General features: G+C 72.0%; 26 protein-coding genes. 11 read left to right on the forward strand and 15 right to left on the reverse strand.

The genetic code is table 11. The annotated features are described in order from the left end of the window. Positions 1-440 precede the first annotated feature (440 nt). On the forward strand, positions 441-1,469 hold the full coding sequence (gene trpS, locus ABB07_RS17050) for a tryptophan--tRNA ligase (RefSeq protein ID WP_208899506.1): 1,029 nt from the start codon (positions 441-443) through the stop codon (positions 1,467-1,469). A 58-nt stretch (positions 1,470-1,527) separates the two neighbouring features. On the opposite strand, the gene proC is transcribed toward trpS, so the two are convergent. The 6 genes from proC to ABB07_RS17080 all read right to left on the reverse strand — a co-directional run bounded on the left by proC (position 1,528) and on the right by ABB07_RS17080 (position 6,011). Then, positions 1,528-2,340: a pyrroline-5-carboxylate reductase gene (gene proC / locus ABB07_RS17055; RefSeq protein WP_208899507.1), complete on the reverse strand. Its 813-nt coding sequence runs from the start codon at positions 2,338-2,340 to the stop codon at positions 1,528-1,530. Between the two features lie 90 nt (positions 2,341-2,430). Continuing rightward, entirely contained in the window at positions 2,431-3,222 is a 792-nt protein-coding gene (locus ABB07_RS17060) for an ABC transporter permease (protein WP_208899508.1), read from the reverse strand. After that, positions 3,219-4,019 carry an ABC transporter ATP-binding protein gene (locus ABB07_RS17065; protein WP_208899509.1) on the reverse strand — a complete coding sequence of 267 codons (801 nt, stop codon included), beginning with the start codon at positions 4,017-4,019 and terminating at the stop codon, positions 3,219-3,221. The genes ABB07_RS17060 and ABB07_RS17065 overlap by 4 nt, the downstream gene beginning before the upstream one ends. 113 nt (positions 4,020-4,132) lie before the next feature. After that, a complete protein-coding gene (locus tag ABB07_RS17070) occupies positions 4,133-4,912 on the reverse strand; it encodes a class I SAM-dependent methyltransferase (protein ID WP_208899510.1) in 780 nt (259 codons plus the stop codon). A gap of 210 nt (positions 4,913-5,122) precedes the next feature. Beyond that, entirely contained in the window at positions 5,123-5,647 is a 525-nt protein-coding gene (locus tag ABB07_RS17075) for an EamA/RhaT family transporter (RefSeq protein ID WP_208899511.1), read from the reverse strand. A gap of 49 nt (positions 5,648-5,696) precedes the next feature. Then, a complete protein-coding gene (locus ABB07_RS17080) occupies positions 5,697-6,011 on the reverse strand; it encodes an SH3 domain-containing protein (protein ID WP_208899512.1) in 315 nt (104 codons plus the stop codon). A 176-nt stretch (positions 6,012-6,187) separates the two neighbouring features. On the opposite strand from ABB07_RS17080, the gene ABB07_RS17085 reads away from it, so the two are divergent. After that, the gene (locus tag ABB07_RS17085; RefSeq protein WP_208899513.1) at positions 6,188-8,284 is read left to right on the forward strand and encodes a serine/threonine-protein kinase; all 2,097 of its coding nucleotides are present in this window, start codon (positions 6,188-6,190) and stop codon (positions 8,282-8,284) included. 55 nt (positions 8,285-8,339) lie between these two features. Here the strand turns inward: ABB07_RS17085 and ilvD are convergent, their stop codons facing one another. The 4 genes from ilvD to ABB07_RS17105 form a co-directional block, all read right to left on the reverse strand. Next, positions 8,340-10,193: a dihydroxy-acid dehydratase gene (gene ilvD, locus ABB07_RS17090; protein WP_208899514.1), complete on the reverse strand. Its 1,854-nt coding sequence runs from the start codon at positions 10,191-10,193 to the stop codon at positions 8,340-8,342. Between the two features lie 124 nt (positions 10,194-10,317). After that, positions 10,318-10,947, reverse strand: a complete 630-nt coding sequence (locus ABB07_RS17095; RefSeq protein ID WP_208899515.1) for a TetR/AcrR family transcriptional regulator — start codon at positions 10,945-10,947, stop codon at positions 10,318-10,320. A 14-nt stretch (positions 10,948-10,961) separates the two neighbouring features. After that, on the reverse strand, positions 10,962-11,774 hold the full coding sequence (locus tag ABB07_RS17100) for a sugar phosphate isomerase/epimerase family protein (RefSeq protein ID WP_208899516.1): 813 nt from the start codon (positions 11,772-11,774) through the stop codon (positions 10,962-10,964). A gap of 148 nt (positions 11,775-11,922) precedes the next feature. Then, the gene (locus ABB07_RS17105) at positions 11,923-12,855 is read right to left on the reverse strand and encodes a Ppx/GppA family phosphatase (RefSeq protein WP_208899517.1); all 933 of its coding nucleotides are present in this window, start codon (positions 12,853-12,855) and stop codon (positions 11,923-11,925) included. Between the two features lie 188 nt (positions 12,856-13,043). On the opposite strand from ABB07_RS17105, the gene ABB07_RS17110 reads away from it, so the two are divergent. Next, positions 13,044-13,796: a DUF3109 family protein gene (locus ABB07_RS17110; RefSeq protein WP_425264812.1), complete on the forward strand. Its 753-nt coding sequence runs from the start codon at positions 13,044-13,046 to the stop codon at positions 13,794-13,796. 260 nt (positions 13,797-14,056) lie between these two features. On the opposite strand, the gene ABB07_RS17115 is transcribed toward ABB07_RS17110, so the two are convergent. Beyond that, positions 14,057-15,832: a BACON domain-containing protein gene (locus ABB07_RS17115; RefSeq protein WP_244189397.1), complete on the reverse strand. Its 1,776-nt coding sequence runs from the start codon at positions 15,830-15,832 to the stop codon at positions 14,057-14,059. A 200-nt stretch (positions 15,833-16,032) separates the two neighbouring features. On the opposite strand from ABB07_RS17115, the gene radA reads away from it, so the two are divergent. Then, positions 16,033-17,442 carry a DNA repair protein RadA gene (radA, locus tag ABB07_RS17120; RefSeq protein WP_208899519.1) on the forward strand — a complete coding sequence of 470 codons (1,410 nt, stop codon included), beginning with the start codon at positions 16,033-16,035 and terminating at the stop codon, positions 17,440-17,442. Between the two features lie 81 nt (positions 17,443-17,523). After that, positions 17,524-18,648: a DNA integrity scanning diadenylate cyclase DisA gene (disA, locus tag ABB07_RS17125; RefSeq protein WP_055703485.1), complete on the forward strand. Its 1,125-nt coding sequence runs from the start codon at positions 17,524-17,526 to the stop codon at positions 18,646-18,648. A gap of 195 nt (positions 18,649-18,843) precedes the next feature. Here the strand turns inward: disA and ABB07_RS17130 are convergent, their stop codons facing one another. Beyond that, positions 18,844-19,647, reverse strand: a complete 804-nt coding sequence (locus tag ABB07_RS17130) for a hypothetical protein (RefSeq protein WP_208899520.1) — start codon at positions 19,645-19,647, stop codon at positions 18,844-18,846. A gap of 181 nt (positions 19,648-19,828) precedes the next feature. Between ABB07_RS17130 and ABB07_RS17135 the strand changes: the two genes are divergently transcribed. The 5 genes from ABB07_RS17135 (at position 19,829) to cseC (ending at position 24,269) form a co-directional block, all read left to right on the forward strand. Beyond that, the gene (locus ABB07_RS17135; protein ID WP_208899521.1) at positions 19,829-20,704 is read left to right on the forward strand and encodes an HhH-GPD family protein; all 876 of its coding nucleotides are present in this window, start codon (positions 19,829-19,831) and stop codon (positions 20,702-20,704) included. A 277-nt stretch (positions 20,705-20,981) separates the two neighbouring features. Next, on the forward strand, positions 20,982-21,521 hold the full coding sequence (locus ABB07_RS17140) for a SigE family RNA polymerase sigma factor (RefSeq protein WP_055703482.1): 540 nt from the start codon (positions 20,982-20,984) through the stop codon (positions 21,519-21,521). Next, the gene (locus tag ABB07_RS17145; protein WP_208899522.1) at positions 21,509-22,153 is read left to right on the forward strand and encodes a hypothetical protein; all 645 of its coding nucleotides are present in this window, start codon (positions 21,509-21,511) and stop codon (positions 22,151-22,153) included. Before ABB07_RS17140 ends, ABB07_RS17145 begins: the two co-directional genes overlap by 13 nt. A gap of 42 nt (positions 22,154-22,195) precedes the next feature. Continuing rightward, on the forward strand, positions 22,196-22,900 hold the full coding sequence (cseB, locus tag ABB07_RS17150; RefSeq protein ID WP_208899523.1) for a two-component system response regulator CseB: 705 nt from the start codon (positions 22,196-22,198) through the stop codon (positions 22,898-22,900). 10 nt (positions 22,901-22,910) lie between these two features. Then, the gene (cseC, locus tag ABB07_RS17155; protein WP_208899524.1) at positions 22,911-24,269 is read left to right on the forward strand and encodes a two-component system sensor histidine kinase CseC; all 1,359 of its coding nucleotides are present in this window, start codon (positions 22,911-22,913) and stop codon (positions 24,267-24,269) included. A 100-nt stretch (positions 24,270-24,369) separates the two neighbouring features. Here the strand turns inward: cseC and ABB07_RS17160 are convergent, their stop codons facing one another. After that, positions 24,370-24,951, reverse strand: coding sequence for a TetR/AcrR family transcriptional regulator (locus tag ABB07_RS17160; protein ID WP_208899525.1), 582 nt, complete (start codon positions 24,949-24,951; stop codon positions 24,370-24,372). Between the two features lie 114 nt (positions 24,952-25,065). Between ABB07_RS17160 and ABB07_RS17165 the strand changes: the two genes are divergently transcribed. Beyond that, entirely contained in the window at positions 25,066-25,818 is a 753-nt protein-coding gene (locus ABB07_RS17165; RefSeq protein ID WP_208899526.1) for an SDR family oxidoreductase, read from the forward strand. Between the two features lie 54 nt (positions 25,819-25,872). On the opposite strand, the gene ABB07_RS17170 is transcribed toward ABB07_RS17165, so the two are convergent. After that, positions 25,873-26,319: a VOC family protein gene (locus tag ABB07_RS17170; RefSeq protein ID WP_208899527.1), complete on the reverse strand. Its 447-nt coding sequence runs from the start codon at positions 26,317-26,319 to the stop codon at positions 25,873-25,875. After that, positions 26,316-26,786, reverse strand: a complete 471-nt coding sequence (locus ABB07_RS17175; RefSeq protein WP_208899528.1) for a helix-turn-helix transcriptional regulator — start codon at positions 26,784-26,786, stop codon at positions 26,316-26,318. The genes ABB07_RS17170 and ABB07_RS17175 overlap by 4 nt, the downstream gene beginning before the upstream one ends. Positions 26,787-26,892: the final 106 nt, after the last annotated feature.

Raw genomic sequence — 26,892 nt, forward strand, 5'->3', positions numbered from 1 at the left:
CCGTTGGGCCGTTCCGACGAGTGAGACTTTAGCGGATTCCGTGCTCCCGAGCTAATCGGGGGCTGCGTCCTTTCGAACGCGGTTTCCTCATTCCATAAATACGCATGCAGAAGCAGTCGGCGCCGCAGCGTCGAATGCTGGCTGGTACTTGCGGAGTGGCTGTCCGGGGACCGACCGGAGTCGGCGCTCACGTCGGACAACCCGGAGAACACTACGGATCGGCGTGTCGGGTGTCAACTCTTGCCCCGTGGGCACTCCGGAGGCGTACTCTGGTCGACATGACGACGCGTACGTGTACCCAGCTTTGGTGGGCCGCCTGACGGCGGCCGTACTCACGTATGCATCCAACGGCCGCCGCTTCGGCGGCCGTTCTCGTATCTCCTCCGGACTCCGGGGGCCGGCCGCAGGAGCGGCGGTCCCGACCAGGAGGTGGAGTGGAGATGACACGGGTCTTCAGCGGGATTCAGCCGACCGGGCACCTGACGCTGGGCAACTACCTGGGAGCCCTGCGGCGGTGGGTGGAGACGGACCAGTACCAGGCCGACTCGTTGTTCTGCGTCGTGGACCTGCACGCGCTGACGGTGGACCAGGATCCGGCGCGATTGCTGAGGCTCAGCCGGCAGACGGCGACGCTGATGCTGGCGGCCGGGCTGGATCCCGGGGTGTGCACGGTGTTCCTGCAGAGCCATGTCGACGAGCACACGAGGCTGTCGTACCTGCTGGAGTGCGTGGCGACCGACGGTGAGATGCGCCGGATGATCCAGTACAAGGAGAAGACCGCGAAGGTGCGGGAGCGCGGCGGGACCGTACGGCTGTCGCTGCTGACGTATCCGGTGCTGATGGCCGCGGACATCCTGGGCTACGGCGCGGACGAGGTGCCGGTCGGGGACGACCAGGTGCAGCACGTCGAGCTGGCGCGGGACCTGGCGGTGCGGTTCAACCAGCGGTACGGGCACACCTTCGTGGTGCCGAGGGCGACCCGTCCGGCGGTGGCGGCGCGCGTGATGAACCTGCAGAACCCGGCGTCGAAGATGGGGAAGTCGGACGAGTCGGGGCTGGGTGTCGTCTATCTGCTCGACGAGCCGGACGACGTGCGGAAGAAGGTCATGCGGGCCGTCACCGACAGCGGGCGGGACGTGGCGTACGACCGTGCGGGGCGGCCCGGGGTCGCGAATCTGCTGGAGATTCTCGCTGCGTGCACGGGCGGGAACCCTGAGTCACTGGCAGACGTTTACGACTCGTACGGCGCCTTGAAGAAGGACACCGCGGAGGCGGTGGTGGAGGTCCTCAGGCCCGTGCAGGCCAGACACAGGGAGCTGTGCGCGGATCCCGGCTATGTGGAGGGGGTGCTGCGGGATGGTGCGGAGAAGGCGCGGGCGATGGCCCGGCCGACCGTCGATGCGGCCTACCGGGCGATCGGGCTGTTGCCGCCGGTGTTCGAGACGGCGCTGAGCGGGGCCGGTCGTTAGCGGGCCCGTGCGTGCGGGGGCGGACAGCCGGTGGTGAGCCGTCGCCCCCGGCGCCGGGTCAGTCCTTCTTGCCGGAGGCGAGTTCGCGGCTGCGGTCGCGGGCGGCTTCGAGGGCGGCGATGAGGGCGGCTCGTACGCCGTGGTTCTCCAGTTCGCGGATGGCGTTGATCGTCGTGCCGGCCGGGGAGGTGACGTTCTCGCGGAGCCTGACGGGGTGTTCGCCGCTGTCGCGGAGCATCACGGCGGCGCCGATCGCGGACTGGACGATGAGGTCGTGGGCCTTGTCGCGGGGCAGGCCGAGCAGGATGCCGGCGTCGGTCATGGCCTCGACCAGGTAGAAGAAGTACGCGGGGCCGGATCCGGACAGGGCGGTGCAGGCGTCCTGCTGGGTCTCGGGGACGCGGAGTGTCTTGCCGACGGCACCGAAGATCTCCTCGGCGTGCGCGAGGTGCTCCTCGGTGGCGTGGCTGCCGGCGGAGATGACCGACATGGCCTCGTCGACGAGGGCCGGGGTATTGGTCATGACGCGGACGACCGGGATGCCCGCGGCCAGGCGCTCCTCGAAGAAGGAGGTGGGGATGCCGGCGGCGCCGCTGATGATCAGGCGGTCGGCCGGGACGTGCGGGGCGAGCTCGTCCAGGAGGGCGCCCATGTCCTGCGGCTTGACCGTGAGGATGAGGGTGTCGGCGGTCTTGGCGGCCTCGGCGTTGGTGGCCGGGCTGACTCCGTAGCGGGTGCGGAGTTCTTCGGCGCGTTCGGGGCGGCGGGCGGTGACCAGGAGGTCGGCGGGGGCCCAGCCGGCCCGGATCATTCCGCTGAGCAGGGCTTCGCCGATCTTGCCGGTGCCGAGGACTGCGACTTTCTGGCTCATGGGGTTCAGTCTGGCACCGGCGGGTGTGGTGGCGATCGGCTGTCCGGTGGGCGGAACGGATCTGGACCGGGCCTGTTCCGCTCCCCCGGGCTACGCGGTGCGCCGTCGCAGTGTCGCCGCCCCCAGTCCCAGGACCAGCAGCGCGCAGCCCGCCACGATCAGGACGTCCCGCAGGAAGGTGGCCGTCATGTCGGTGTGGCGGAGGACCTGGTTCATGCCGTCGACGGCGTACGACATGGGCAGGACGTCGGAGACGGCCTCCAGGACGGGGTGCATGTTCGAGCGGGCCGTGAACAGGCCGCAGAGGAGGAGCTGGGGGAAGATCACCGCGGGCATGAACTGGACCGCCTGGAACTCCGAGGCTGCGAAGGCCGAGACGAAGAGCCCGAGGGCCGTGCCGAGCAGGGCGTCGAGGAGGGCGACGAGGAGGAGCAGCCAGGGGGAGCCGGTGACGTCGAGGCCGAGCACCCCCACGGCGAGCCCGGTGGCGAGGGCGGACTGGACGATGGCGAGGGCGCCGAAGGCGAGGGCGTAGCCGGCGATGAGGTCGGCCTTGCCGAGGGGCATGGCGAGGAGGCGTTCGAGGGTGCCGGAGGTGCGTTCGCGCAGGGTGGCGATGGAGGTGACCAGGAACATCGTGATCAGCGGGAAGATGCCGAGCAGGGAGGCGCCGATGTTGTCGAAGGTGCGGGGACTGCCGTCGAAGACATAGCGCAGCAGGATCAGCATCAGGCACGGGACGAGGATCATCAGCGCGATGGTGCGCGGGTCGTGGCGCAGCTGGCGCAGGACCCGGGCGGCGGTGGCGGTGGTGCGGCCGGCGTTGATGACACCGGTCGGGGCCGGGGCGGTCGTGGTGCTCGCGCTGCTCGTCGTGCTCATCGGGTGCTCTCCTTGGGGCGGGCTGCCGCGGCTGCCTCGTCGACGAGGTGGAGGAAGGCGGCCTCGACGGTGTCGCTGCCGGTGCGGGTGCGCAGGGCGTCCGGGGAGTCGTCCGCGAGGATCTCGCCCTCGCGCATGAGCAGGAGGCGGTGGCAGCGCTCGGCCTCGTCCATGACGTGGGAGGAGACGAGGAGGGTGGCGCCGCGGGTGGCGGCGATGTCGTGGAAGAGGTGCCACAGGTCGCGGCGCAGGACGGGGTCGAGGCCGACGGTGGGTTCGTCCAGGACGAGGAGTTCGGGGGCGCCGAGCAGGGCCACGGCGAGGGAGACGCGGTTGCGCTGGCCGCCGGAGAGGTTGCCGGCGAGGGCGTCGGCGTGGCTGGTGAGGTCGACGTCGGTGATGGCCCGGATGACGTGTTCGTGGCGGCGTTCGGCGGCCGTGCGGCCGGGGTCGAGGATCGCGGCGAAGTATTCGAGGTTCTGGCGGACGGTCAGGTCGTCGTAGACGGAGGCGTCCTGGGTGACATAGCCGATGCGTGAGCGCAGGGCGGGGTGGCCTGCCGGGTGGCCGAGGACCTGGAGGGTGCCGGTGACCTTGGCCTGGGTGCCCACGATCGAGCGCATGAGGGTCGACTTGCCGCATCCGGACGGACCGAGCAGGCCGGTGACCTGGCCGCGGGGGACCGAGAAGTCGAGGTGGTGGAGGACGGTGCGGGGGCCGCGTACGACGGTGAGGTCCTGGGCGTGGACGGCGGCGGTGGAGGGCCGGGGTGGTGGCTCCGGCACATAATTCATCATGCGATGAATAATCTGCCCGGAGGGCCCACGCGTCAAGGGACCGGCCGGGCGGACATGCGAAAGCGGCGGCCGGTCGAGCCGGGCCGCCGCTCGCAGCGACGCTTCTTCGCTGGTCAGGGCTTGGTGGCGACGAGCAGCAGCACGTCGTAGGTCTCCTCGACCATGCCGTCCGGGAAGACCTTCAGCAGCTGGGCGCGCTCCTCTGCCAGGAAGGCGGTCCTGCGGTCCTCGGGGGTGAGGAGGAACGCGGAGTGGCTGCCGATGTTCGCGAGGTGGGTGTCGATCGTGACGCGGCGGCTCCAGCGGACGTCACGGCGGGTGAAGTCGAGGCGTCCGCTGGGGTCGGCAAGGTCGGTTCGCTCGCCGGCCTTGCGCTTCTCGGCGGCGATGTCGATGCCGAGGAAGCGGCCGGTGCGGTCGGCTGCGTCGGCGATCCAGTCGACGTCCAGCGCGTCGGTGTTCCACCACACCGCCAGCGCACCGCCCGGCCGCAGGACCCGCAGCGCCTCCGGCACCGAGCGGGCGGTGTCGGTCCAGTGCCAGGCCTGGGCGTAGGTGACGAAGTCGGCGTATGCGTCGGTGACGGGCAGGGCGTCGCCGCTGCCGCGGACGATCGGGAGACGCGGCAGCCCACGCCGGAACTCGGCGGCCATGCCCGCACCGGGTTCCACGGCGAGCACGTCGGCGCCGCGGGCCTGCAGGAGGGCGGTCGCGATGCCGGTACCGGCCCCGACGTCCACGACCCGGGCACCGGTCAGTGACCGGCCGGCCAGTTCCTCGACGGCGTCGAAGAGGGCGGGCGGGTAGGACGGGCGGTTCGCGGCGTACTGGGCGGCGGCGGAGTTGAAGGAGTGCGCGCGGGCGGAGGGCGGGGGCGGTTGCGTCACGGTCATACGGCCATGGTGTGGGCCGAGGGGAGGCGACGGCAGGTGGTTTTCGGCGACGGGAGGGGTTTCTTCGGGGGTTTCTTCAGGGGTCTCTTCAGGTATTTCGGGGCGGGGAGCCGGAATGGCGACGGAGGGCAGAGGGCACAGGATGGCGGGCCGGCCTGGCCACCGGAGACCGGTGTTACCGGCCCCCTTCGCCGACCGCCGGAGCCGGTGTCAGCGGCGCCGCTTCTTCTTCGAGGGGTTGCCGGTGCGCCGGGAGGTGCGGCGCTCGTACTCCGCTCGGGCCGACTCGTACTCCGCGCGGTGCAGCTTCTCGCCCGGCGCCTCGGTGAGGGAGCGGAAGAAGTAGGCGAGCAGGGAGCCGACGAAGCCGATGGCGAGCAGGCCGCGCAAAGAGGCCTGGCGCTGGGGGTCGTGGCGCTTGTCGAAGCCCTCCCAGGTGTTGCGGAAGGCGAGCGCGCTGCAGATCGCGAACATGGCGATGATCAGCACGGTGACGAAGGAGCCGGTGTCGGCGATCCGGATGCCCTCGTAGGCGAAGCGGAGGACCAGGCAGGAGGCGACGGCCGCGGCGAGGGAGCCGACGGCGGCACCGGCGCGGCGGGCCGCGTAGCCGTTGTCGTGGTCGACCCAGGTGGTGCCGAAGAAGCGGAGGGGCTCCGGGCGGGGGCCGCCGCCCTGGGCCGTACCGCCCGAGGAGCCCGCCGGGCCGTCCGGGGTGCCGTTTTCGTCGCTCACGGGACGATTATGGCGCCGGGCGGGGGCGGGCTCCGGGCGGGGTCGGGCGTCAGGCGCAGCGCGAGGCGATGTAGCCGTCGCTGCCGGTCTGGACGTAGGCGTCGGACACGTACTCGCCGTTGTTGATGTTGTCCCAGATGTTGGTCGTGCCGTACGGCCCGGTCACCGTCGTCCCTGGCGCCTGGCAGAAGATCGGGACCCGGGTGCCCTCGGTGAGGACCCGGATGATGCTGTAGTTGGTGCCGGGGCCGCTGCGGACGTTCAGGCGGACGCCCGGGGCGACCGGGTACGTGTGTACGGCCGACTCCGCGGTGAGCGACTCGTGCTCGCCGCCGCTCGCGGCTTCCGTGTGCTCGACAGACATGGCAGTCCTCCCCCGCTGGGCCCCCTGTGGCGGGGCCCGTCGTCTCCCTGGAACCGAGTTCCGGAACGGACGTTAGGAACTCGCGCGCGCAGGCTAGCAAGCCGCCTCGGTCTCGCACGAGTCATCGACTAGGCTCCGTGCGTCGCGCGCGCGGACGAACAGCACGGGGGTGGTCCATGACGCCACAGCGCAGGCCCGGAGCGGGCGCGGAAGCGGAACTTCCCGAGTACGCCGGCCAGTACGTCCTGGAGTCCTGTCTGGGGTCCGGCGGCATGGGCGTGGTGCACCTGGCCCGCAGCACCTCGGGGCTGAAGCTCGCGGTGAAGGTCGTACACGCCGAGTTCGCCAAGGATCCCGAGTTCAGAGGGCGTTTCCGGCAGGAGGTGGCCGCCGCCCGACGGGTGAGCGGCGCCTTCACCGCGCCGGTCGTCGACGCCGATCCGGAGGCCGAAAGGCCCTGGATGGCCACGCTGTTCATTCCCGGTCCGACCCTCTCGGAGCACGTGAAGCGGAACGGTCCGATGTCGGCTGCCCAGCTGCGGCGGCTGATGGCCGGGCTCGCCGAGGCGTTGCGTGACATCCATCGGGTGGGGGTCGTGCACCGTGATCTCAAGCCGAGCAACGTGCTGCTGGCCGAGGACGGGCCGAAGGTCATCGACTTCGGCATCTCCCGGCCGAAGGACAGCGAACTGCGCACGGAGACCGGCAAGTTGATCGGCACTCCGCCTTTCATGGCACCCGAGCAGTTCCGGCGGCCGCGGGAAGTGGGGCCGGCCGCCGACCTCTTCGCCCTCGGGTCGGTGATGGTGCACGCGGCGACCGGGAGGGGGCCGTTCGACTCCGACAGCCCGTACGTCGTCGCGTATCAGGTGGTGCATGACGAGCCGGACCTGACCGGGGTGCCGGAGAGCCTCGCGCCGCTGGTGCTGCGGTGTCTCGCCAAGGAGCCGGAGGACCGGCCCACTCCGGACGAGCTGATGCGGGAGCTGCGGTCGGTCGCGGCCTCGTACGACACGCAGGCGTTCATACCGGCGCAGCGCACCGACGACGACGCGCCGGCGCGGGAGTCCTCCGGCACCGAGCCGGCGCCCGAACCCCGCAGGCGCTTCGGCAAGCGAGCGGCCCTCGGCGCCGGGGTGCTCGCCCTCGCCGTGGCCGGGGTGCTCACCGGGCTGCTGTGGCCGGGTGGCGGGACGGGTCCCGCGGCGAAGGAGACCGGCACCGCCACCACCGCTGCCGGATTCGCCGCATGGCGGGCGAAGCCGAGCGGGACGGGCTCCGGGATGCCTCAATGCGTCCCCGGCGCCGGGAAGTTGTTCTGCTTCCGTTCCGGCCTGGCGTTCGCCCTGGATCCCGCCCACGGCTCACTCCTGTGGCGGCGCCAGGTCGCCGCGGAACGGACGAGCGATGCTCCCGCGCTCTCGGGCGGCCTGCTGCTGCCGACGGAAGGCGGCCGGCGCGTGGTGGCCCTGGATCCCGTCTCGGGCGCGCCTCGTTGGCACCGGGACATGCCCGCGCACACGGGGATCCGGTTCGCCGGATCCATGCTCCTCGTCACCGGCACGGACGGGACGGTCACCGGGGTGGCCGGAGCCTCGGGAGACACGAAGTGGCGTCGCCGGGTGTCCGGGCCCGGCACCCCTTTTCTGGCCTCCTACGACGGCGACCCGATGGCGTACGCGACCAGCACCTCGTCGGACGGGGCGTACACGCGGGTCACCGCCCTGGACCCGCGCACCGGTGCGGCGCGCTGGGAAGCGCGGCTGAAGGGCTCGCTGCAGCCCATCGGCAGCCAGGGCGGTTCCTTGTTCCTGCTGGCCTTCGACCCCGCCTCGGGGGACGCGAACGCCGTCGTCCGGTATGCGCCGGGCTCGAAGTCCGTGCGCCGGGTCGTGCTGCCCGTCCCGCTCACGGCGCCCCAGGCCGCCGTACGCGGCGATGTCGTGCACCTGCTGTCGACCGGCGGCTCACTGGACGCTCTCGACCTCGGCACGGGCAGACGGCTGTGGCACGTCGAGTCGTCCGTGAGCCGTGGTTCGGCGCCGGTCGCCTCCGCGGAACACGTCTACTTCTCCGCTCCCGACGGACGCCTGCTCGCCTTCGACGCGGCGGACGGAAGCCTGGTGGGACAGACTCCGCCGCGGCTCGGCACGAACCCGGGCGAGGTCGCGGGCGAGGTGCCGGCCCCGCTGCTCATCGGCTCCCGCGTCTACGCCACCGCCCCCGACGGCACCGTGTTCGGCGTCGACGGACGCGACCCGAAGGCCTGGTGACGCACGAAGGGGCCGCCCCCTTGCGGGAGGCGGCCCCTTCTCGTCGGTGCCGGGCTCAGCCCAGCTTCGTCACGTCCCGCACCGCGCCCTTGTCCGCGCTGGTCGCCATCGCCGCGTAGGCGCGGAGGGCCTGGGAGACCTTGCGCTCGCGGTTCCTGGGGGCGTACACGCCGTTCAGCGCCTGCTCGCGGCGGGCCAGTTCGGCCTCGTCGACCAGCAGCTCGATCGTGCGGTTCGGGATGTCGATGCGGATGCGGTCGCCGTCCTGGACCAGGGCGATGGTGCCGCCGGAGGCCGCCTCGGGGGAGGCGTGGCCGATGGACAGGCCGGAGGTGCCGCCGGAGAAGCGGCCGTCGGTGATCAGGGCGCAGGTCTTGCCCAGGCCGCGGCCCTTCAGGTACGAGGTCGGGTAGAGCATCTCCTGCATGCCGGGGCCGCCCTTGGGGCCCTCGTAACGGATGACGACGACGTCGCCGTCCTTGACCTCGTGGGTGAGGATGCGCTGGACGGCCTCCTCCTGGGACTCGCAGACGACGGCCGGGCCCTCGAAGGTCCAGATCGACTCGTCCACGCCGGCCGTCTTCACCACGCAGCCGTCGACCGCCAGGTTGCCCCTGAGGACCGCGAGGCCGCCGTCCTTGGAGTAGGCGTGCTCGACCGAGCGGATACAGCCGCCCTCCGCGTCCTCGTCCAGGGCCGCCCAGCGCTCGGACTGGGAGAAGGCCTCGGCGGAGCGGACGCAGCCCGGGGCCGCGTGCCACAGCTCCACCGCCTCCTGCGAGGGCGAGCCGCCGCGGACGTCCCACGTCTTCAGCCAGTCGGCCAGGGACGGGCTGTGCACGGCGTGGACGTCCTCGTTGAGGAGGCCCGCGCGGTGCAGTTCGCCGAGCAGGGCGGGGATGCCGCCGGCGCGGTGCACGTCCTCCATGTAGTACGTGCGGTTCTTCGCGACGTTCGGGGCGACCTTGGCGAGGCAGGGCACGCGGCGGGAGACGGCGTCGATCTGCTCCAGGCCGAAGGGGACGCCCGCCTCCTGGGCGGCGGCCAGCAGGTGCAGGATCGTGTTGGTGGAGCCGCCCATCGCGATGTCCAGGGCCATGGCGTTCTCGAAGGCCTGGAAGGTGGCGATGTTCAGCGGGAGGACCGTGTCGTCGTCCTGCTCGTAGTAGCGGCGGGTGAGGTCCATGACCGTGCGGGCCGCGTCGACGTAGAGCTGCTTGCGCGCGGTGTGGGTGGCGAGGACCGAGCCGTTGCCGGGGAGGGAGAGGCCGATGGCCTCGGTCAGGCAGTTCATCGAGTTGGCGGTGAACATGCCGGAACAGCTGCCGCAGGTCGGGCAGGCGTTCTCCTCGATCCGGAGGATGTCCTCGTCGGAGATCTTGTCGTTGACGGCGTCGGAGATCGCGTCGACCAGGTCGAGGGTGCGGACCGTGCCGTCGACCAGGGTGGCGCGGCCGGACTCCATCGGGCCGCCGGAGACGAACACCGTCGGGATGTTCAGGCGCAGGGCCGCCATCAGCATGCCCGGGGTGATCTTGTCGCAGTTGGAGATGCAGACCAGGGCGTCGGCGCAGTGCGCCTCGACCATGTACTCCACCGAGTCCGCGATCAGGTCGCGGGAGGGCAGGGAGTACAGCATGCCGCCGTGGCCCATCGCGATGCCGTCGTCCACGGCGATCGTGTTGAACTCGCGCGGGATGCCGCCCGCCTCCTTGATCGCCTCGCTGACGATCCGGCCGACCGGCTGGAGGTGGGTGTGGCCCGGGACGAACTCGGTGAAGGAGTTCGCGACGGCGATGATCGGCTTCCGGCCGATGTCCGCACCGGGTACACCGGAGGCGCGCATAAGGGCGCGGGCGCCCGCCATGTTGCGGCCGTGGGTGACTGTGCGGGACCTCAGCTCGGGCATCGTCGCTCGCTCCTTCAGAGACTGCGATCAGAGAGACTTCTGACTGCTTACGAGCGTACGCCGGTGCTCCAAACGCTGGACACGGTTGTCCGGAATGCGGGACACGTGTTTCATCCGGCCCGTCTCACCTGACCGTGAGGTGGTGCTGCACGACAGGGGCGACGCGCGCGATGATCTGCTCCAGGTCCGCCGAGGCCAGCGGCTCCAGCTTGATCACGTAGCGCATCATCGCCGCGCCCACCAGCTGGGCGGCGGCCAGCTCGGCGCGCAGCTCCGGGTCCGGGAGATCCACCTGGGCGGCGATGCGGCGCAGCAGCTGGGAGGCGATCAGGCGGCGGAACACGGCGGCCGCGGTCTCGTTGTTGACGGCCGAGCGGACGATCGCGAGGAGCGGCGTACGGGTCGTGGGGTTCTCCCAGACGCCGAAGATGAAGCGGGTCAGCCGCTCCCCCACCCCGTCCAGCGGGCCGGCGGCCACCGCCTCGGGGGCGTTCAGCGCGGGCGCGAAGGCCACCGCGATCGCCGCCTCGAAGACCTGCTCCTTGGTGCCGAAGTAGTGGTGGACCAGCGCGGAGTCCACGCCGGCCGCCTTGGCGATCCCGCGCACGGACGTCTTCTCGTAGCCGCGCTCGGAGAACTCCGCACGGGCGGCGGAGAGGATGCGATCACGGGTGTCGGCCGACTCGGCGCGCGGGGGGCGGCCCCTTCGGCGGGCCGTCGGCTGCTTCCCGGCAGGAGGCAGGGGCTCGCTCATGGCCGCAGTGTCGCTCATCGCCGGGGCACCCGTACCGCCGACGCCAGGTGCTTGCGGGCGAAGGCCAGGGCCTCGGCGAGGTCGGCCTCGCGCTCGGCGCCGGACATCGCCCGCCGGGTGTTGACCTCGATGACGACATGGCCGTCGAACCCGGACAGCGTCAGGTGCTCCAGCAGCTCCGCGCAGGGCTGGGTGCCGCGGCCCGGCACCAGGTGCTCGTCCTTGGCCGAGCCCCGGCCGTCGGCCAGGTGGACGTGGCCGAGGCGGTCGCCCATGCGGCCGGCCATCTCCAGGGCGTCCGTACGGGCCGTCGCCGCGTGGCTGAGATCGATCGTGAAGTGCCGGTAGTCGTGCTGGGTGACGTCCCAGTCCGGGGCGTAGGCGAGCATCTCGCGGTCGCGGTAGCGCCAGGGGTACATGTTCTCGACGGCGAACCGCACGTCCGTCTCGTCCGCCATCCGCCAGATCCCGTCGACGAAGTCGCGCGCGTACTGCCGCTGCCAGCGGAAGGGCGGGTGTACGACGACGGTGGAGGCGCCCAGCTTCTCGGCGGCCGCCCGGGCCCGCTGCAGCTTGACCCACGGGTCCGTCGACCAGACCCGTTGCGTGATCAGCAGGCAGGGGGCGTGGACCGCCAGGATCGGGATGCCGTGGTAGTCCGACAGGCGGCGCAGCGCCTCGATGTCCTGGCTGACCGGGTCGGTCCACACCATGACCTCGACGCCGTCGTAGCCGAGGCGCGCGGCGATCTCGAAGGCCGTCGCGGTGGACTCCGGGTATACCGAGGCCGTCGACAGCGCGATCTGCACGTCCGTTGGTTCAGCCACGTGCGTCACCTTACGGCGTGCGGTGGTGCCGGTGTCGGGTGCCTGTTCGCCGTTGTGAGGTTTGCCATTCGGGCGGGTGCGGCTGGGTGGTCGCTCGCGCCCACGCGGCGGAGCCGCATATCGACACAGCCCCGCGCCCCTCAGGCTTCTAATCCGAACCCATGTGATCAAGGCGCCGCAAGATGACGCCCTCACGCAGAGCCCAGGGGCAGATCTCCAGCTTCTCCACCCCGAACAGGTCCATCGCGCCCTCGGCCACCAGCGCGCCCGCGAGGAGCTGGCCGGCGCGGCCCTCGGAGACCCCGGGGAGCTCGGCGCGCTGGTCCGCCGTCATGCCGGCCAGGCGCGGGACCCAGGCCTCCAGGGACTCGCGCTTGAGTTCGCGCTGGACATAGAGGCCGTCGGCGCTGCGGGCGGCGCCGGCGATGCGGGCGAGCTGCTTGAAGGTCTTGGAGGTGGCGACCACGTGGTCGGGGGCGCCGAAGCGGCTGAATTCGCCGACCGTGCGGGCGATCTCGGTACGGACATGGCGGCGCAGGGCGCGTACGGCCTCCGGGGTGGGCGGGTCGCCGGGCAGCCAGCCCGCGGTGAGCCGGCCGGCGCCGAGCGGCAGGGAGACGGCGGTGTCCGGCTCCTCGTCTATGCCGTAGGCGATCTCCAGGGAGCCGCCGCCGATGTCCAGGACCAGCAGCTTTCCGGCGGACCAGCCGAACCAGCGGCGCACGGCGAGGAAGGTCAGGCGGGCCTCCTCCGGACCGGTCAGGACCTGGAGCCGTACGCCCGTCTCCTGCGCCACGCGCGCGAGGACGTCGTCGGCGTTGGTGGCCTCGCGCACGGCGGAGGTGGCGAACGGCAGCAGGTCCTCGACGCCCTTGTCCTCGGCGGCCTGGAGCGCGTCCTGTACGACTGCGACCAGCTGGTGTATGCCGTCGTCGTCGATGGCACCGCTGTCGTCGAGCAGTTGGGCGAGCCGAAGTTCGGCCTTGTGGGAGTGCGCGGGCAGCGGGCGCGCTCCGGGGTGGGCGTCCACCACCAGCAGATGCACCGTGTTCGAACCCACGTCCAGGACACCGAGTCTCATATACGGAACGCTACTGCCAGATCGCCCGACGGCGGTCCCCGGAGCGGTCCTCGGCGCTTTACCCTGGACGGGTGCCGAAGACGAAAAAGGCGAAGGACCACAAATCCTCCAAGGGATCGAAGGATTCTGCGCAGGCGAAGGCGTCGTCCGTGTCCAAGAAGTCCACGAAGTCGAAGAAGGCCCCGAAGATGAGCGACGAGAAGGGGCTCGACTTCGCGCGCGCCTGGGTGGAGTTTCCCGATCCTGCGGACGACGAGCAGGTCTTCCGCTGTGATCTGACATGGCTGACCTCTCGCTGGAACTGCATCTTCGGCAGCGGCTGCCAGGGCATCCAGGCGGGCCGCGCGGACGACGGGTGCTGCTCGCTGGGCGCGCATTTCTCGGACGAGGACGACGAGAAGCGGGTCGCCGAGCATGTGGCACGGCTCACGCCGGAGATCTGGCAGAACCACGACGAGGGCACCCGGAACGGCTGGGTCGCCAAGGACGAGGAGGGCTCCCGCCAGACCCGCCCGTTCCAGGGCTCGTGCATCTTCCAGAACCGGCCGGGGTTCGCGGGCGGGGCGGGCTGCTCCCTCCACATCCTCGCGCTGCGGGAGGGCCGGGAGCCGCTGGAGACCAAGCCGGACGTGTGCTGGCAACTGCCGATCCGGCGGACGTACGACTGGATCGACCGCCCCGACGACACGCGGGTCCTGCAGGTGTCGATCGGCGAGTACGACCGCCGGGGCTGGGGTCCGGGCGGCCACGACCTGCACTGGTGGTGCACCTCGGCGACCTCCGCGCACGGCGCGGGCGAGCCGGTCTACGTCTCCTACCGGGCGGAGCTGACCGAGCTGATGGGCAAGGCCGGGTACGACCGTCTGGTCGAGCTCTGCGAACAGCGCCTGGCGTCGCAGCTCCCCCTGATCGCCCCGCACCCGGCCGACCCGGCCACGTAACTCCCGAGCCCGTCACTTCAGCCCCACCGCCCTCTCAGCCCCCACTGCTCTCGACTCCCGGGCTTCTCGGTCCCTGATGGGCAGATCCGTTCCACCCCCTCTGCGGGCCTGAGCTCCCCCTCCCGCCCTTCCCTCCGGCGCGGCACCTCCTGACCTGCGGCTCTCTCGCCCAGCCGGGAACAGGGCACCGTGCCGTCCTGGAACGGATCTGCCGATCACCGCACGGATCTGCCGATCGCCCATGGCCACGCGCCCCGCCTCTAGCCCCCCGACGGGCTGGGCGTCTCGCTGCCGGACAGCGTCCCCGTGGGCGTCGGCGTCGGGGAGTCAGGGGGTGGGGTCGGATCGGTGGAGGTGCTGGGTGGGGTGGTCGGTGGTGTCGGTTGGGTCGACGGGGGGTCGGTGGGCGGTGTGGAAGCGGGCGCTGAGGAGGAGGCCGGCGGGGGTGTGGGGCGGCGGGTGGGGGCCGTGCCGTAGCCGTCGATGGTGACCACCGCGCCGGCCGGGGAGATCGCCACCTGCGCCTGCCAGTGGCCGGCCGGCTCGCGGAGGTGGTCGACGTACACCTTGATCGTCAACGTGTCGCCGGGGCCGAGGGTTCCCGTGGACCGGCTGAGGTAGAGCCAGGGCGCCGAGGTGGACGCGGACCAGTGGACCGGGGAGGAGCCGGAGGCGATGAGGGTGACGAGGGTCGTGTCACCGTCGTTCGCCGCGCTGACGTCGAGCCGGCCGGCGCCCTGGTCGCCCGCTCCGGTCACGCTGACGACCTCCACGGAGACGTCCGCCTTGCCGTCCTCGCCGATGTGCGCGCCGGGCTTCACGCTCGCGTTCCCGGCGTTCTCGTAACCGCCTGCCGTGTCGCTGCCGAGGGCGTCGGGGCCCTGGGCCTCGCGCGCGGTGGCGGAGGGGCCTTCCCCGTCCGCCGTCGGCGCGCCCCGGTAGGCGGCCCACAGAGCCAGGACGGGGGCGGCCACCACCGTGGCGACGACCGTCGTCGTCACCGCACGCGCGCGTAGCCGGTCGCGGCGGGCCGCGCGGTCCTTGGGGTCCATCGGGAACCCGCGCCGGTCGAAGCGGGGCGCCGCCGCGCCACGCGCGCGTGCGTGGCGCGTCAGGGCGATGTGCAGGGCCGCCCGGGGGGCCTCCAGGACGGGCAGCTCGGCCGGGGTGACCGTGGCGCCGGGCCAGCGGCCGGGCACGGCGCGCTCGGCGGTGCGGCGGCAGCGCGGGCAGTCGTCCACGTGCCGGACCAGTTCCCGGCGCAGGGCCGTGCTGAGGACCAGGCCGCTGTCCCCGGTGAGGTGGGCCACGCTCGGACAGCCGCCGGTCTCGACCACGGCGAGCGCCGCGCGGGTGCGTTCGACCTCGCAGGCGGCGGCGGCCAGCAGGTCGCGCGCGGCGGCCGGTTCCATGCCGAGCACGGCGGCGACCTCGGGCGCGGCCAGGTGGTGGCGGACGGCCAGCTCCAGGGCCTCACGCTGCTCGGGCGTCGTACCGGCCGCCTCCGGCCAGGCCAGCAGGGCCAGTTCGCGGCGCCGCTGTTCCTGGACGTCCGGGGAGAGGGGCGGTTCGGGGACCTCCCCCGCGGCCCTGGTGCGGCCCGCCGCGTGGGTGGCCTGACGTTTCTGCTTGGCCTCTGCCAGCTTGCGCAGACACGCCCAGCGGGCCAGCGCGTACAGCCAGGCCCTGCGGTCGGCGGCCTCCGGGACGCGGTGTCCGCGCCGCTCGGCCAGGGCGAGGACGTCACCGAGGGCGGCGGTGGCCGCGTCGTGGTCGCACAGGACCGACAGGCAGTAGGTGAACAGCCCGTCCAGGTACGGCTCGTAGCGTGCCGGCGGCCGCTGGGCGAGGGTGCGCGCGGCGGCGCGGTCGCGTGCCTCCCGCGCCTCGCGGGCAGGGCCTGCTTCGCGCCCCTCCCGCACCTCGCGGGCCTGTCCTGCTTCGCGCCCCTCCCGCGCCGCTCGTGCGTCTCGGGCCTCGCCGCGCGTCCCGTGCGCGCCGGGGCTGCGGGTGGTGGTCTGCGGACTACTGCTCATCACCCGTGCGACCGTAGGCGCCGGTGGAGTGCCCCTTCTTGAAGCTTGAGCTCTTTTAATCCGTACGGGTGAAACGATCCCTCATAAGGGGACAGGAACCGTTTGTTCCACGGCTCGAACCCGACGGGTGGTGGCCGATACCGGTTCACCCGCACACGGCCCGGGGACCCGTTGTCAGTGCCGCGGGCTACGGTTTCCGCATGGCTGCCCGTACCAAGACCACCAAGGACCGCCCGTCCTACCGCTGCACCGAGTGCGGCTGGCAGACGGCCAAGTGGCTCGGCCGCTGCCCCGAGTGCCAGGCGTGGGGCACGGTCGAGGAGTACGGCGCGCCCGCGGTGCGTACGACGGCCCCGGGCCGCGTGACCAGTTCCGCGCTGCCCATCGGCCAGGTCGACGGGCGGCAGGCCACCGCCCGCTCGACCGGCGTGCCCGAGCTGGACCGGGTGCTCGGCGGCGGCCTGGTGCCCGGCGCGGTCGTGCTGCTCGCGGGCGAGCCCGGCGTCGGCAAGTCCACGCTGCTGCTGGACGTGGCCGCCAAGTCCGCGAGCGCCGAGCACCGCACGCTCTATGTGACCGGTGAGGAGTCGGCGAGCCAGGTGCGGCTGCGCGCGGACCGCATCGGCGCCCTGCACGAGGAGCTGTATCTGGCCGCCGAGACCGATCTGTCGGCCGTCCTCGGGCACTTGGACGAGGTCAAGCCCTCCTTGCTGATCCTCGACTCGGTGCAGACGGTCGCCTCCCCCGAGATCGAGGGCGCGCCCGGCGGAATGGCCCAGGTGAGGGAGGTCGCGGGCGCGCTCATCCGCGCCTCCAAGGAGCGCGGGATGTCCACACTCCTGGTGGGCCACGTCACGAAGGACGGCGCGATCGCGGGCCCGCGCCTCCTCGAACACCTGGTGGACGTCGTGCTGCACTTCGAGGGCGACCGGCACGCGCGCCTGCGCCTGGTGCGCGGCGTGAAGAACCGCTACGGCGCCACGGACGAGGTCGGCTGCTTCGAGCTGCACGACGAGGGCATCACGGGCCTCGCGGATCCAAGCGGACTTTTCCTGACACGTCGTGACGAACCGGTCCCCGGCACCTGTCTGACCGTCACCCTGGAGGGCCGCCGCCCGCTGGTGGCGGAGGTGCAGGCGCTGACCGTCGACTCCCAGATCCCCTCCCCTCGGCGTACAACCTCGGGCCTGGAGACCTCGCGCGTGTCGATGATGCTGGCGGTCCTGGAGCAGCGCGGCCGGATCAGCGCGCTCGGCAAGCGGGACATCTACTCCGCGACGGTCGGCGGGGTGAAGCTGTCGGAGCCCGCCGCCGACCTCGCCATCGCCCTCGCGCTGGCCTCCGCCGCCAGCGACACCCCCCTGCCGAAGAACCTGGTCGCGATCGGCGAGGTGGGCCTCGCGGGCGAGGTGAGACGCGTCACGGGCGTGCAGCGCAGGCTCGCCGAGGCGCACCGGCTGGGCTTCACGCACGCGCTCGTACCGACCGATCCGGGCAAGGTGCCGGCCGGTATGAAGGTGCTGGAAGTCGCCGACATGGGGGACGCGCTGCGGGTGCTGCCGCGCTCCCGTCGCCGAGAGGCCCCACGGGAGGCGGAGGACCGCCGGTAGACTTTGCCCTGGTCTCGCCCGTCCGTACGAACCGAGTGCGGGTCACGGGGGCGCGTCAGAACCTGCGACCGGAGGAGTGCAGTGGCAGCCAACGACCGGGCAGCAGCTCCCGGAAAAATCGGTGGGAGTGCCGGTTCCGATGGCCTGATGCGCGCCTCGCTGAGCGCCGTGGCTCCTGGTACGGCCCTGCGTGACGGCCTGGAGCGCGTGCTGCGCGGCAACACCGGCGGCCTGATCGTGCTGGGCTCGGACAAGACGGTCGAGGCGATGTGCACGGGCGGTTTCGTCCTGGACGTGGAGTTCACCGCCACCCGGCTGCGCGAGCTGTGCAAGCTGGACGGCGGCATCGTGCTGTCGTCGGACCTGTCGAAGATCCTGCGCGCGGGCGTGCAGCTGGTGCCGGACCCGACCATCCCCACGGAGGAGACGGGCACCCGGCACCGTACGGCGGACCGGGTCAGCAAGCAGGTCGGCTTCCCCGTGGTCTCCGTCTCCCAGTCGATGCGGCTGATCGCCCTCTACGTCGACGGTCAGCGGCGCGTCCTGGAGGACTCGGCGGCGATCCTCTCCCGCGCGAACCAGGCGCTGGCCACGCTGGAGCGGTACAAGCTGCGGCTGGACGAGGTGGCCGGGACCCTCTCGGCGCTGGAGATCGAGGACCTGGTGACGGTGCGGGACGTGTCCGCCGTCGCGCAGCGCCTGGAGATGGTCCGGCGCATCGCCACCGAAATCGCCGAATACGTGGTCGAACTGGGCACGGACGGCCGCCTTCTCGCGCTCCAGCTGGAGGAGTTGATCGCGGGTGTCGAACCCGACCGTGAGCTGGTCGTCCGGGACTATGTCCCCGAGCCGACGGCCAAGCGCTCCCGCACGGTCGAGGAGGCGCTGTCCGAGCTGGACGCCCTGACCCACGCGGAGCTTCTCGAACTCGGCACGGTGGCGCGGGCACTGGGCTACACGGGCTCGCCGGAGACCCTCGACTCCGCGGTGTCCCCGCGGGGCTTCCGGCTGCTGGCCAAGGTTCCGCGCCTGCCGGGCGCGATCATCGACCGGCTGGTGGAGCACTTCGGCGGCCTGCAGAAGCTGCTCGCCGCGAGCGTGGACGACCTGCAGACCGTGGACGGCGTGGGCGAGGCCCGGGCGCGGAGCGTGCGGGAAGGTTTGTCGCGTTTGGCGGAGTCGTCCATCTTGGAGCGGTACGTCTAAGTTTGAGCCGGGCGCCTAATAGCTCGGGGCGCGTTGTCGTCCGGCGGCTGCGGGTCCGGTGTGGTTATTCGCGCAGTTCCCCGCGCCCCTTAAGCAAGCTGCGGCTCGCCCACCCAAGGGGCGCGGGGAACTGCGCGACAAGCCCCCACTCACCCGCAGTCGGACACGAACCGCGCCACCCCACCCCTTAGTCGGCTAGTCGGCCGACAGCACGAACGACGCCTGCAGCTTCCCGAACCCCGGCGCCTTGGCCTCCAGCAGATAGGTCCCCACCTTGGCCGAACCCCCGGAGGGTGTCGCACACTGCGGAGCACTCGGCCTGCGGTCCCACTTCACGGTGTACGTGATGCTCTGCCCCGCCGGCACCCGGAACACCAGGCTGCCCGCGCCCCGCGGACAGTCGGCCGACGACCAGAACGCGGCGCTCGCGTCCGCCGGCGTGATGGTCAACACCGCGCTCTTCGGGCCGAGATCGACCTTGCAGTCGGCGGACGAGCCGTTCTTCGCGGTGAGTTCAAAGGTCGGCGTCTGGTCCGGCGAGTAGGAGTTGCGCAGGCTCCGCAGGCTCAACGTCACCGCCGAGGAAGAGCAGTTGGGCAGCGAGGAGGACGCGGGGAGCGCGTCGCCCGTACCGACGTCGCCGCCGCCGGAGCCCGCACTCGAGCCGCCACCGCCGCCGGAGGCGCCCGCGGAACCGGCGCCGGAGCCGCTGTCGCCGCCGGAACCGGAGTCGCCGCCACCGGAGCCGCCACCCGAGCCGTCGCGCCCGCCCGGGTGCTGGCTGATCGCGGGCCCGGACGAGGACGGCCCCGGCGTGATCGTGGGCACGGGATTCTTGCCGTCGGACCGGCCGGCGTTCTTCTTGCCACCCCCGCCGCCGGCCGTGACGATCCACGCGATCAGCAGCGCCAACAGGGCGATCACCGACAGCAGTACGACCCTCCTTCGCCAGTAGATGGAGGAGGGAAGCGGCCCGACCGGATTGCGCAGAGATCCCACGGCGGAAACTGTACGAGAGAACGCCCTGCTTGCTTGCCCCACCCGCCGCGCGGGCACCAACTTTTCCGGATCATCATCCCGGCAACTGCCGTGACCGCCCAGGGTTCTTCACCCTTCGCAACGCTGGGTGACCGCGCCGTCACCCGTCACGCACGCCGAGCCGTGGCAGGATCGGAAGGCCATGACTGAGAAGCTGCACACCCCCGTGATCGCCTGGTTCGACGCCCACGCCCGCGACCTCCCCTGGCGCCGCCCGGAGGCAGGCCCGTGGGGTGTGATGGTCAGCGAGTTCATGCTCCAGCAGACCCCGGTCAACCGGGTGCTACCGGTGTACGAGGAGTGGCTGGTCCGCTGGCCGCGACCCGCGGACCTGGCGAAGGAGGCGCCGGGCGAGGCGGTGCGCGCCTGGGGCCGGCTCGGCTATCCGCGCCGGGCCCTGCGGCTGCACGGCGCCGCGGTCGCCATAACGGAACGGCACGGCGGCGACGTACCGACGGATCACGCGCAGCTGCTGGCGCTGCCCGGCATCGGCGAGTACACGGCCGCCGCGGTGGCCTCGTTCGCGTACGGGCAGCGGCATCCGGTGCTGGACACGAATGTGCGCCGGGTCTTCGCGCGGGCGGTGACGGGGGTGCAGTACCCGCCGAACGCGACCACGGCCGCCGAGCGCAGGCTCGCCCGTGAGCTGCTGCCCGAGGACGAGCGGACGGCCGCGCGCTGGGCCGCCGCCTCGATGGAGCTGGGCGCGCTGGTGTGCACGGCGAAGAACGAGGGGTGCGGGCGGTGCCCGATCGCCGCGCAGTGCGCCTGGCGGCTGGCCGGCAAGCCGGAGCACGCGGGACCGCCGCGCCGCGGACAGACGTACGCCGGCACGGACCGGCAGGTGCGCGGCAAGCTGCTCGCCGTGCTGCGGGAGGCGCACGCGCCGGTGCCGCAGGGGGTGTTGGACCGGGTGTGGCACGAGCCGGTGCAGCGTGCCCGCGCGCTCGACGGGCTCGTCGCGGACGGTCTGGTGGAGCCGCTGCCGGGCGGCCTGTATCGGCTGCCGCTCAGCTGACGTACAGCCAAGTCACAGTCACCGCCCCTCTGTTACGGGCCGATCCAGCCGACAAAGGCCAGCATAAAGGGACATAACAGCCACCTGCTTTACCCCGTTCCTACGGCTGTTACACAACCGACGGATAGCCGATTGCTAGCCGCAGGCTGGTTCGGACAGCGCCGTGACAACCACTCCCTAACTTCTTTTCCGTGCCCGGCAGACCACCGGACACGGGGAACGAACGCAGGACTTCAGGCACGGAGCCGGAGTGAACGGGGAACGGAGGCGGTTGATCATGGCGCAGGGCGAGGTGCTCGAGTTCGAGGAGTACGTCCGCACCCGGCAGGACGCGCTGCTGCGCAGCGCGCGCCGGCTGGTCCCGGACCCGGTCGACGCCCAGGACCTGCTGCAGACGGCGCTGGTGCGGACGTACGGCCGCTGGGAGGGCATCGCGGACAAGCGGCTCGCCGACGCCTATCTGCGCCGGGTCATGATCAACACCCGTACGGAGTGGTGGCGGGCGCGCAAGCTGGAGGAGGTCCCCACCGAGCAGCTGCCGGACGCGTCCGTGGAGGACTCCACCGAGCAGCACGCCGACCGGGCCCTGCTGATGGACGTCATGAAAGTGCTCGCCCCGAAGCAGCGCAGTGTCGTGGTCCTGCGACACTGGGAGCAGATGTCCACGGAGGAGACGGCCGCGGCCCTCGGCATGTCGGCCGGTACGGTCAAGAGCACGCTGCACCGGGCGCTCGCCCGGCTCCGCGAGGAGCTGGAGGCCCGCGATCTGGACGCACGCGCGCTGGAGCGTGAGGAGCGGGAGCGTTGCGCGGCCTGACCGGGGCCGGGCCCGACCGGGTCCGAGGCAGTTCACAGGCGGTGATCGCGGCGGTGGCCGCGATCGCCGCCCTCGGCCTTTTCGTCGCCGCGTGCGGCACGGGGGGCACCGGCACCCGGGACGAGGGCCCGGCGCACGCGTCGGCGGTCGCGGGAGCCGTCGCCTCGCCCACGCCGAGCCCGACCGAGTACAAGCAGGTGGACGCGGTCTCGCTGCTGAAGAAGGATCCGGAGGTCTCCGGCACGGTGAAACGGGCCCTGAAGCCGTGCAGCAGCGACGACGACTACCCGCTCAACGTCACCTACGGCGATCTGACCCACGGACCCGTCAACGACGTCCTCCTCAACGTGGTGAGCTGCAGCGACGGTGTGGGCATCGCCACCTACGTGTACCGGGACGTCGGAGGCACGTACAAAAATGTGTTCACGGCGGAGGACTCGCCGGTGTACTCGGAGATCGACGGCACCGACCTGACCGTGACCAAGCAGGTGTACGACACGGACGACACGCTGTCGAACCCGTCCCGGGAAACCGTGATCACGTACACGTGGAAGGCGGGCCGGTTCACCGTGCTGAACAAACACGACAACTACTACAGCAAGACCGGCGGCGACGCCTCCGCGCCGAACTGACCCCCCACACGCACGCACACCACGAGGACTGAGAGCACCGGGATGGCAGACCAGACCCACGTCCTGTTCGTCGAGGACGACGACGTCATCCGCGAGGCCACCCAGCTCGCCCTGGAGCGGGACGGCTTCGCGGTCACCGCCATGCCCGACGGCCTGTCGGGCCTGGAGGCGTTCCGGGCGAACCGCCCCGACATCGCCCTGCTGGACGTCATGGTGCCGGGTCTGGACGGCGTCAGCCTGTGCCGTCGTATCCGGGACGAGTCGACCGTGCCGGTGATCATGCTGTCGGCACGCGCCGACTCCATCGACGTCGTCCTCGGCCTGGAGGCGGGCGCCGACGACTACGTGACCAAGCCGTTCGACGGCGCCGTGCTGGTCGCGCGGATCCGGGCGGTGCTGCGCCGCTTCGGGCACGCGGGCGGCGGTGACCGGGCCGAGGCGGCCGAGGACCCGGTGAGCGGGGGCGTGCTCACCTTCGGGGACCTGGAGATCGACACCGAGGGCATGGAGGTGCGCCGGGCCGGGCAGCCGGTCGCGCTCACCCCGACCGAGATGCGGCTGCTGCTGGAGTTCTCCTCGGCGCCGGGCACCGTGCTCTCCCGGGACAAGCTGCTGGAGCGGGTCTGGGACTACGGCTGGGGCGGGGACACCCGGGTCGTCGACGTGCATGTGCAGCGGCTGCGCCAGAAGATCGGCCAGGACCGGATCGAGACGGTCCGCGGCTTCGGCTACAAGCTGAAGGCCTGAGCGGGGCGGCATGCGGGGGATCCTTCGGCACTCGGTCCGGCGCATGGAGCGCGCGGGCCTGCACACCGGGCTCAGATGGAAGCTCAGCGCGGCGATCGCGCTGGTGGCCGGCCTGGTCGCGATCACGCTGAGCCTGGTCGTCCACAACGCGGCCCGGGTCTCGATGCTCGACAACGCACGCGACCTGGCCAATCAGCGGCTCCAGTGGGCGCAGCGCAACTACGAGACGAGCCGGCGGCCGAACTTCCCGAACGTCAAGGTCGACGACCCCGAGCTGCCGGCCGCGCTGCGCCAGAAGATGGTGGACGGCAGGAAGGCCAGCGACGTCATCGACCACGGCGGGGTGCCGGACATCTGGGCGGCCCTGCCGACCAAGGACGGGCATGTGCTGTCGACGCACGGCCCCCTGCCGGACCGCTCCACGGCTGTGATGAAGGACCTCGACCAGGCGCTGGTCATCGGCTCCGTCGCGGTCGTGTTCGGCGGCAGCGCGCTCGGCGTGCTGATCGGCGGGCAGCTCTCCGGGCGGCTGCGCAAGGCGGCGGCCGCCGCGAACCAGGTCGCCAAGGGCGAGACCGACGTCCGGGTGCGGGAGGCCATCGGCGGGGTCGTCCGGGACGAGACCGACGATCTGGCCCGGGCGGTCGACGCCATGGCGGACGCGCTGCAGCAGCGGCTCGAGGCCGAGCGGCGGGTCACCGCCGACATCGCCCACGAGCTGCGCACCCCCGTGACGGGCCTGCTCACCGCCGCGGAACTGCTGCCCCCCGGCCGCCCCACGGAACTGGTCCTGGACCGGGCGAAGGCCATGCGGACGCTCGTCGAGGACGTCCTGGAGGTGGCCCGCCTGGACGGCGCCTCGGAGCGGGCGGAGCTGCAGGACATCATGCTCGGCGAGTTCGTCTCCCGGCGCGTGGCCGCCAAGGACCCGGAGATCGAGGTACGGGTGGTGCACGAGTCGGAGGTCACCACCGACCCGCGCCGCCTGGAGCGGGTGCTGTTCAACCTGCTCGCCAACGCCGCCCGGCACGGCAGGCCGCCGATCGAGGTGACCGTCGAGGGCCGGGTCATCCGGGTCCGCGACCACGGTCCCGGCTTCCCTGAGGAACTGCTCGCCGAGGGTCCGAGCCGCTTCCGCACGGGCAGCAAGGACCGCGCCGGTACGGGGCACGGGCTGGGCCTGACCATCGCGGCGGGCCAGGCCCGGGTGCTGGGCGCCCGCCTGACGTTCCGCAACGTACGCCCCGCGGGCACCCAGGCCGGCACCCCGGCGGAGGGCGCGGTGGCGGTCCTGTGGCTCCCGGAACACGCGCCCACCGCGACGGGCAGCCATCCGATGATGCCGTTGTCGGGGGGCAGCACCCCGTAGGGGCGCGGGGCGGTGCCCGATGTGCGGCTGCCGCCGCGGGGCGCGAGCAAACGCAACGGCGCCGAAACCGGCCACGCACGGCAACCAGGCCCTCGAAGCGCTACCCGAGCAGCGAGTCGGCCAGCGCCACCGCCGTGGCCCTGTCCAACGGCCCGTGCTCCAGCAGGAACCGGTACCAGAAGAACCCGTAGAACTGATCGACCAGCAGGTCGACATCCCGGTCGGCGGACAGTTCCCCTCGCTCCCGGCCCCGTTCGAGGACCCGCCGGACAGCCGCCCGGCGCGACTCGGTGAACGTCCGCATCAGCTCGGCCAGATGCGGATCCCGGGCCGCCTCCCGGACGAGGGTGCGCAGAGCCGGGCCGGACGGCGGACGCCGCGACGCCTCGAACGTGGCCACCGCCAGCTCACGCAGGTCCGCCCGGAGGCTGCCCGTGTCCGGCGCGGGCACGTCCTGGGCGGCGCGGTCGGTGAGGGCGTCCAGCAGGACGGCTCCCTTCGAGGGCCACCAGCGGTAGAGGGTCTGCTTTCCCACCCCGGCCGCGCGCGCGATGGTCTCCACGCTCACCGGGGCGCCGTCGGCGTCGGCGAGCAGTTCCAGCGCGGCGTCGAGGATCGCCCGGCGCGCGGCCTCATTGCGGCGGCGCCCGGTGTGCGGGCGGGGTTCGTTGCTGTCGTGCACGGGCCCATCCTCCCCGAGGCGTGACGGCACGCCGAAACACGCTTGACGAGACTAACGGTCTCGGTAACACTTTAACGAGACCGATGTTCTCGACAAAGTGGGAGGCCACTCCTCATGAGCACCGCGAACAGCCCTGTGAACCACCTCGCCGGACAGCGCGTCGTCGTGATGGGCGGCAGCTCCGGCATCGGCGAGGCGTCGGCCGCCCACTTCGCGGCGGACGGCGCGGAGGTGGTCATCACCGGCCGCAGCCGGCCCCGCCTCGACGCGGCGGCGGACCGGATCGGCGGCAAGGTCTCGGCGTACCGGCTGGACGCGGCCGACCGTGCCGCGGTGGACGCCTTCTTCGCCGGCTCCGGCCCCGTCGACCACCTGGTCCTCGCGCTCAGCGGCAGCAAGGGCGGCGGCCCCTTCGCCCAACTCGACCTGGCGGAACTGGCGAAGGGCTTCGACGGCAAGTTCTGGCCGCACGTCCAGGTGCTCCAGGCCGCCCTGCCGGCGCTGCGCCGCGACGGCTCGGTGACGCTGGTGACCGCCGCCTCCGCCCGCGCCGCCCTGCCCGGCACCGCGGGCCTCGCCGCGATCAACGGCGCCCTGGAGGCGATGGTCCCGCCCCTCGCGGTGGAACTGGCCCCGCTCCGGATCAACGCCGTCTCCCCCGGCGTCGTCGACACGCCCTGGTGGGACGGCGTGCCGGCGGAACAGCGCCAGTCCCTCTTCGACGGCTTCGCCGCGACCACCCCCGTCGGCCGCGTCGGCCGCCCGGAGGACATCGCCCGGGCGATCCACATGCTCGCGGCCAACGCATTCGTGACCGGAGTGGTCCTGGAGGCGACGGGCGGGGCGACGCTGGCAACGGGCCGCTGACGAGCGCCCCGTCCGCAGGACGCAGGGCTCAGAGCTCAGGGCAGGGCGCAGGGCTCAGCAGGCCCAGTCCCGCTCCAGATCCAGGCCACCCTCCCGCCGCTGGGTGAACGAGAACCAGTTCCCGGAGTCGTCCCGGAACAGCGCCTCCGTGCCGTACGGCCGCTCCTGGGGCTCCTGCAGGAACTCCACCCCGCGCTCCTTGAGCTTCTTGTAGTCGCCGTGGATGTCATCGGTCGCCAGCACCCCCGCGCCGAGCGCCCCCTTGGCGACGAGCTTCCGCATCATCTCCGCGGACTCTGGGTCCATCGCCGGAGGCCCGGGCACCATCAGCGTCAGCTCCACGTCGGGCTGGCCGGGGGCGCCGACGGTGAGCCAGCGCATGCCGCCGTCCCCCATGGTCATGTCCGTACGCACCTCGAGCCCCAGCTTCTCGGTGTAGAACTCCTTGGCCCGGTCCTGGTCCAGGACCCAGACGGTGGTGATGGCAAGCCCCTTGATCATGGTTCTGCTCTCCTGTCGGCGGATTTCCTCTCGTCACCGTAGGCAGGGCCGGCCCCGGGGCGCTTCTCCGATCTTGCGGTGCTGAATCCGCCGGCCCAGAGCATGGCGTAGCACCCGGGTATCAGCGAGGCCCCGCGTCCCACGTGCCGCGCGCGGTACTCGCTCGGGGTGAGCCCGGTGCGGGCCTTGAAGCGGGCGGAGAACGTGCCGAGGCTGCTGAAGCCGACCAGGGTGCAGATCTCGGTCACGGTGAGATTGGCACAGCGCAGCATCTCCTCGGCCCGCTCGATCCGCCGGTGGGTCAGATACTGGCCCGGCGTCTCGCCGTAGACGTCCTTGAAGGCCCGCAGGAAGTGATACCGCGAGTACCCGGCACACGCCGCGACGGCGTCCAGATCGAGACCGGGGTCCGCCCAGTCCCGGTCCATGGCGTCCTTGGCCAGACGCAGCCGCCGTACCTTGTCCATGCAGCCGATGGTGGCACGGGGCACTGACAATGGCTTCGACCAGCGCAAACACGTAAGAAGAAGACCCCAGGGGCGGACACCTGCCCGGGGTCTTCGGCTCAGCAGC

Origin of the sequence: Streptomyces incarnatus (assembly GCF_001027185.1) — a bacterium.
Classification (GTDB): Bacteria; Actinomycetota; Actinomycetes; order Streptomycetales; family Streptomycetaceae; genus Streptomyces; species Streptomyces puniciscabiei.

What these genes read in the sequence shown, in the direction of transcription:
- ABB07_RS17170 (WP_208899527.1), bottom strand. Translation starts at nt 26,319, where the DNA reads ATGATCAAGGGGCTTGCCATCACCACCGTCTGGGTCCTGGACCAGGAC.
- ABB07_RS17115 (WP_244189397.1), bottom strand. Translation starts at nt 15,832, where the DNA reads ATGAGCAGTAGTCCGCAGACCACCACCCGCAGCCCCGGCGCGCACGGG.
- ABB07_RS17070 (WP_208899510.1), bottom strand. Translation starts at nt 4,912, where the DNA reads ATGACCGTGACGCAACCGCCCCCGCCCTCCGCCCGCGCGCACTCCTTC.
- ABB07_RS17085 (WP_208899513.1), top strand. Translation starts at nt 6,188, where the DNA reads ATGACGCCACAGCGCAGGCCCGGAGCGGGCGCGGAAGCGGAACTTCCC.
- ABB07_RS17140 (WP_055703482.1), top strand. Translation starts at nt 20,982, where the DNA reads ATGGCGCAGGGCGAGGTGCTCGAGTTCGAGGAGTACGTCCGCACCCGG.
- ABB07_RS17060 (WP_208899508.1), bottom strand. Translation starts at nt 3,222, where the DNA reads ATGAGCACGACGAGCAGCGCGAGCACCACGACCGCCCCGGCCCCGACC.
- ABB07_RS17110 (WP_425264812.1), top strand. Translation starts at nt 13,044, where the DNA reads ATGAGCGACGAGAAGGGGCTCGACTTCGCGCGCGCCTGGGTGGAGTTT.
- ABB07_RS17065 (WP_208899509.1), bottom strand. Translation starts at nt 4,019, where the DNA reads ATGATGAATTATGTGCCGGAGCCACCACCCCGGCCCTCCACCGCCGCC.
- ABB07_RS17080 (WP_208899512.1), bottom strand. Translation starts at nt 6,011, where the DNA reads ATGTCTGTCGAGCACACGGAAGCCGCGAGCGGCGGCGAGCACGAGTCG.
- ABB07_RS17105 (WP_208899517.1), bottom strand. Translation starts at nt 12,855, where the DNA reads ATGAGACTCGGTGTCCTGGACGTGGGTTCGAACACGGTGCATCTGCTG.
- trpS (WP_208899506.1), top strand. Translation starts at nt 441, where the DNA reads ATGACACGGGTCTTCAGCGGGATTCAGCCGACCGGGCACCTGACGCTG.
- ABB07_RS17165 (WP_208899526.1), top strand. Translation starts at nt 25,066, where the DNA reads ATGAGCACCGCGAACAGCCCTGTGAACCACCTCGCCGGACAGCGCGTC.
- proC (WP_208899507.1), bottom strand. Translation starts at nt 2,340, where the DNA reads ATGAGCCAGAAAGTCGCAGTCCTCGGCACCGGCAAGATCGGCGAAGCC.
- cseB (WP_208899523.1), top strand. Translation starts at nt 22,196, where the DNA reads ATGGCAGACCAGACCCACGTCCTGTTCGTCGAGGACGACGACGTCATC.
- ilvD (WP_208899514.1), bottom strand. Translation starts at nt 10,193, where the DNA reads ATGCCCGAGCTGAGGTCCCGCACAGTCACCCACGGCCGCAACATGGCG.
- ABB07_RS17135 (WP_208899521.1), top strand. Translation starts at nt 19,829, where the DNA reads ATGACTGAGAAGCTGCACACCCCCGTGATCGCCTGGTTCGACGCCCAC.
- radA (WP_208899519.1), top strand. Translation starts at nt 16,033, where the DNA reads ATGGCTGCCCGTACCAAGACCACCAAGGACCGCCCGTCCTACCGCTGC.
- cseC (WP_208899524.1), top strand. Translation starts at nt 22,911, where the DNA reads ATGCGGGGGATCCTTCGGCACTCGGTCCGGCGCATGGAGCGCGCGGGC.
- ABB07_RS17095 (WP_208899515.1), bottom strand. Translation starts at nt 10,947, where the DNA reads ATGAGCGAGCCCCTGCCTCCTGCCGGGAAGCAGCCGACGGCCCGCCGA.
- ABB07_RS17175 (WP_208899528.1), bottom strand. Translation starts at nt 26,786, where the DNA reads ATGGACAAGGTACGGCGGCTGCGTCTGGCCAAGGACGCCATGGACCGG.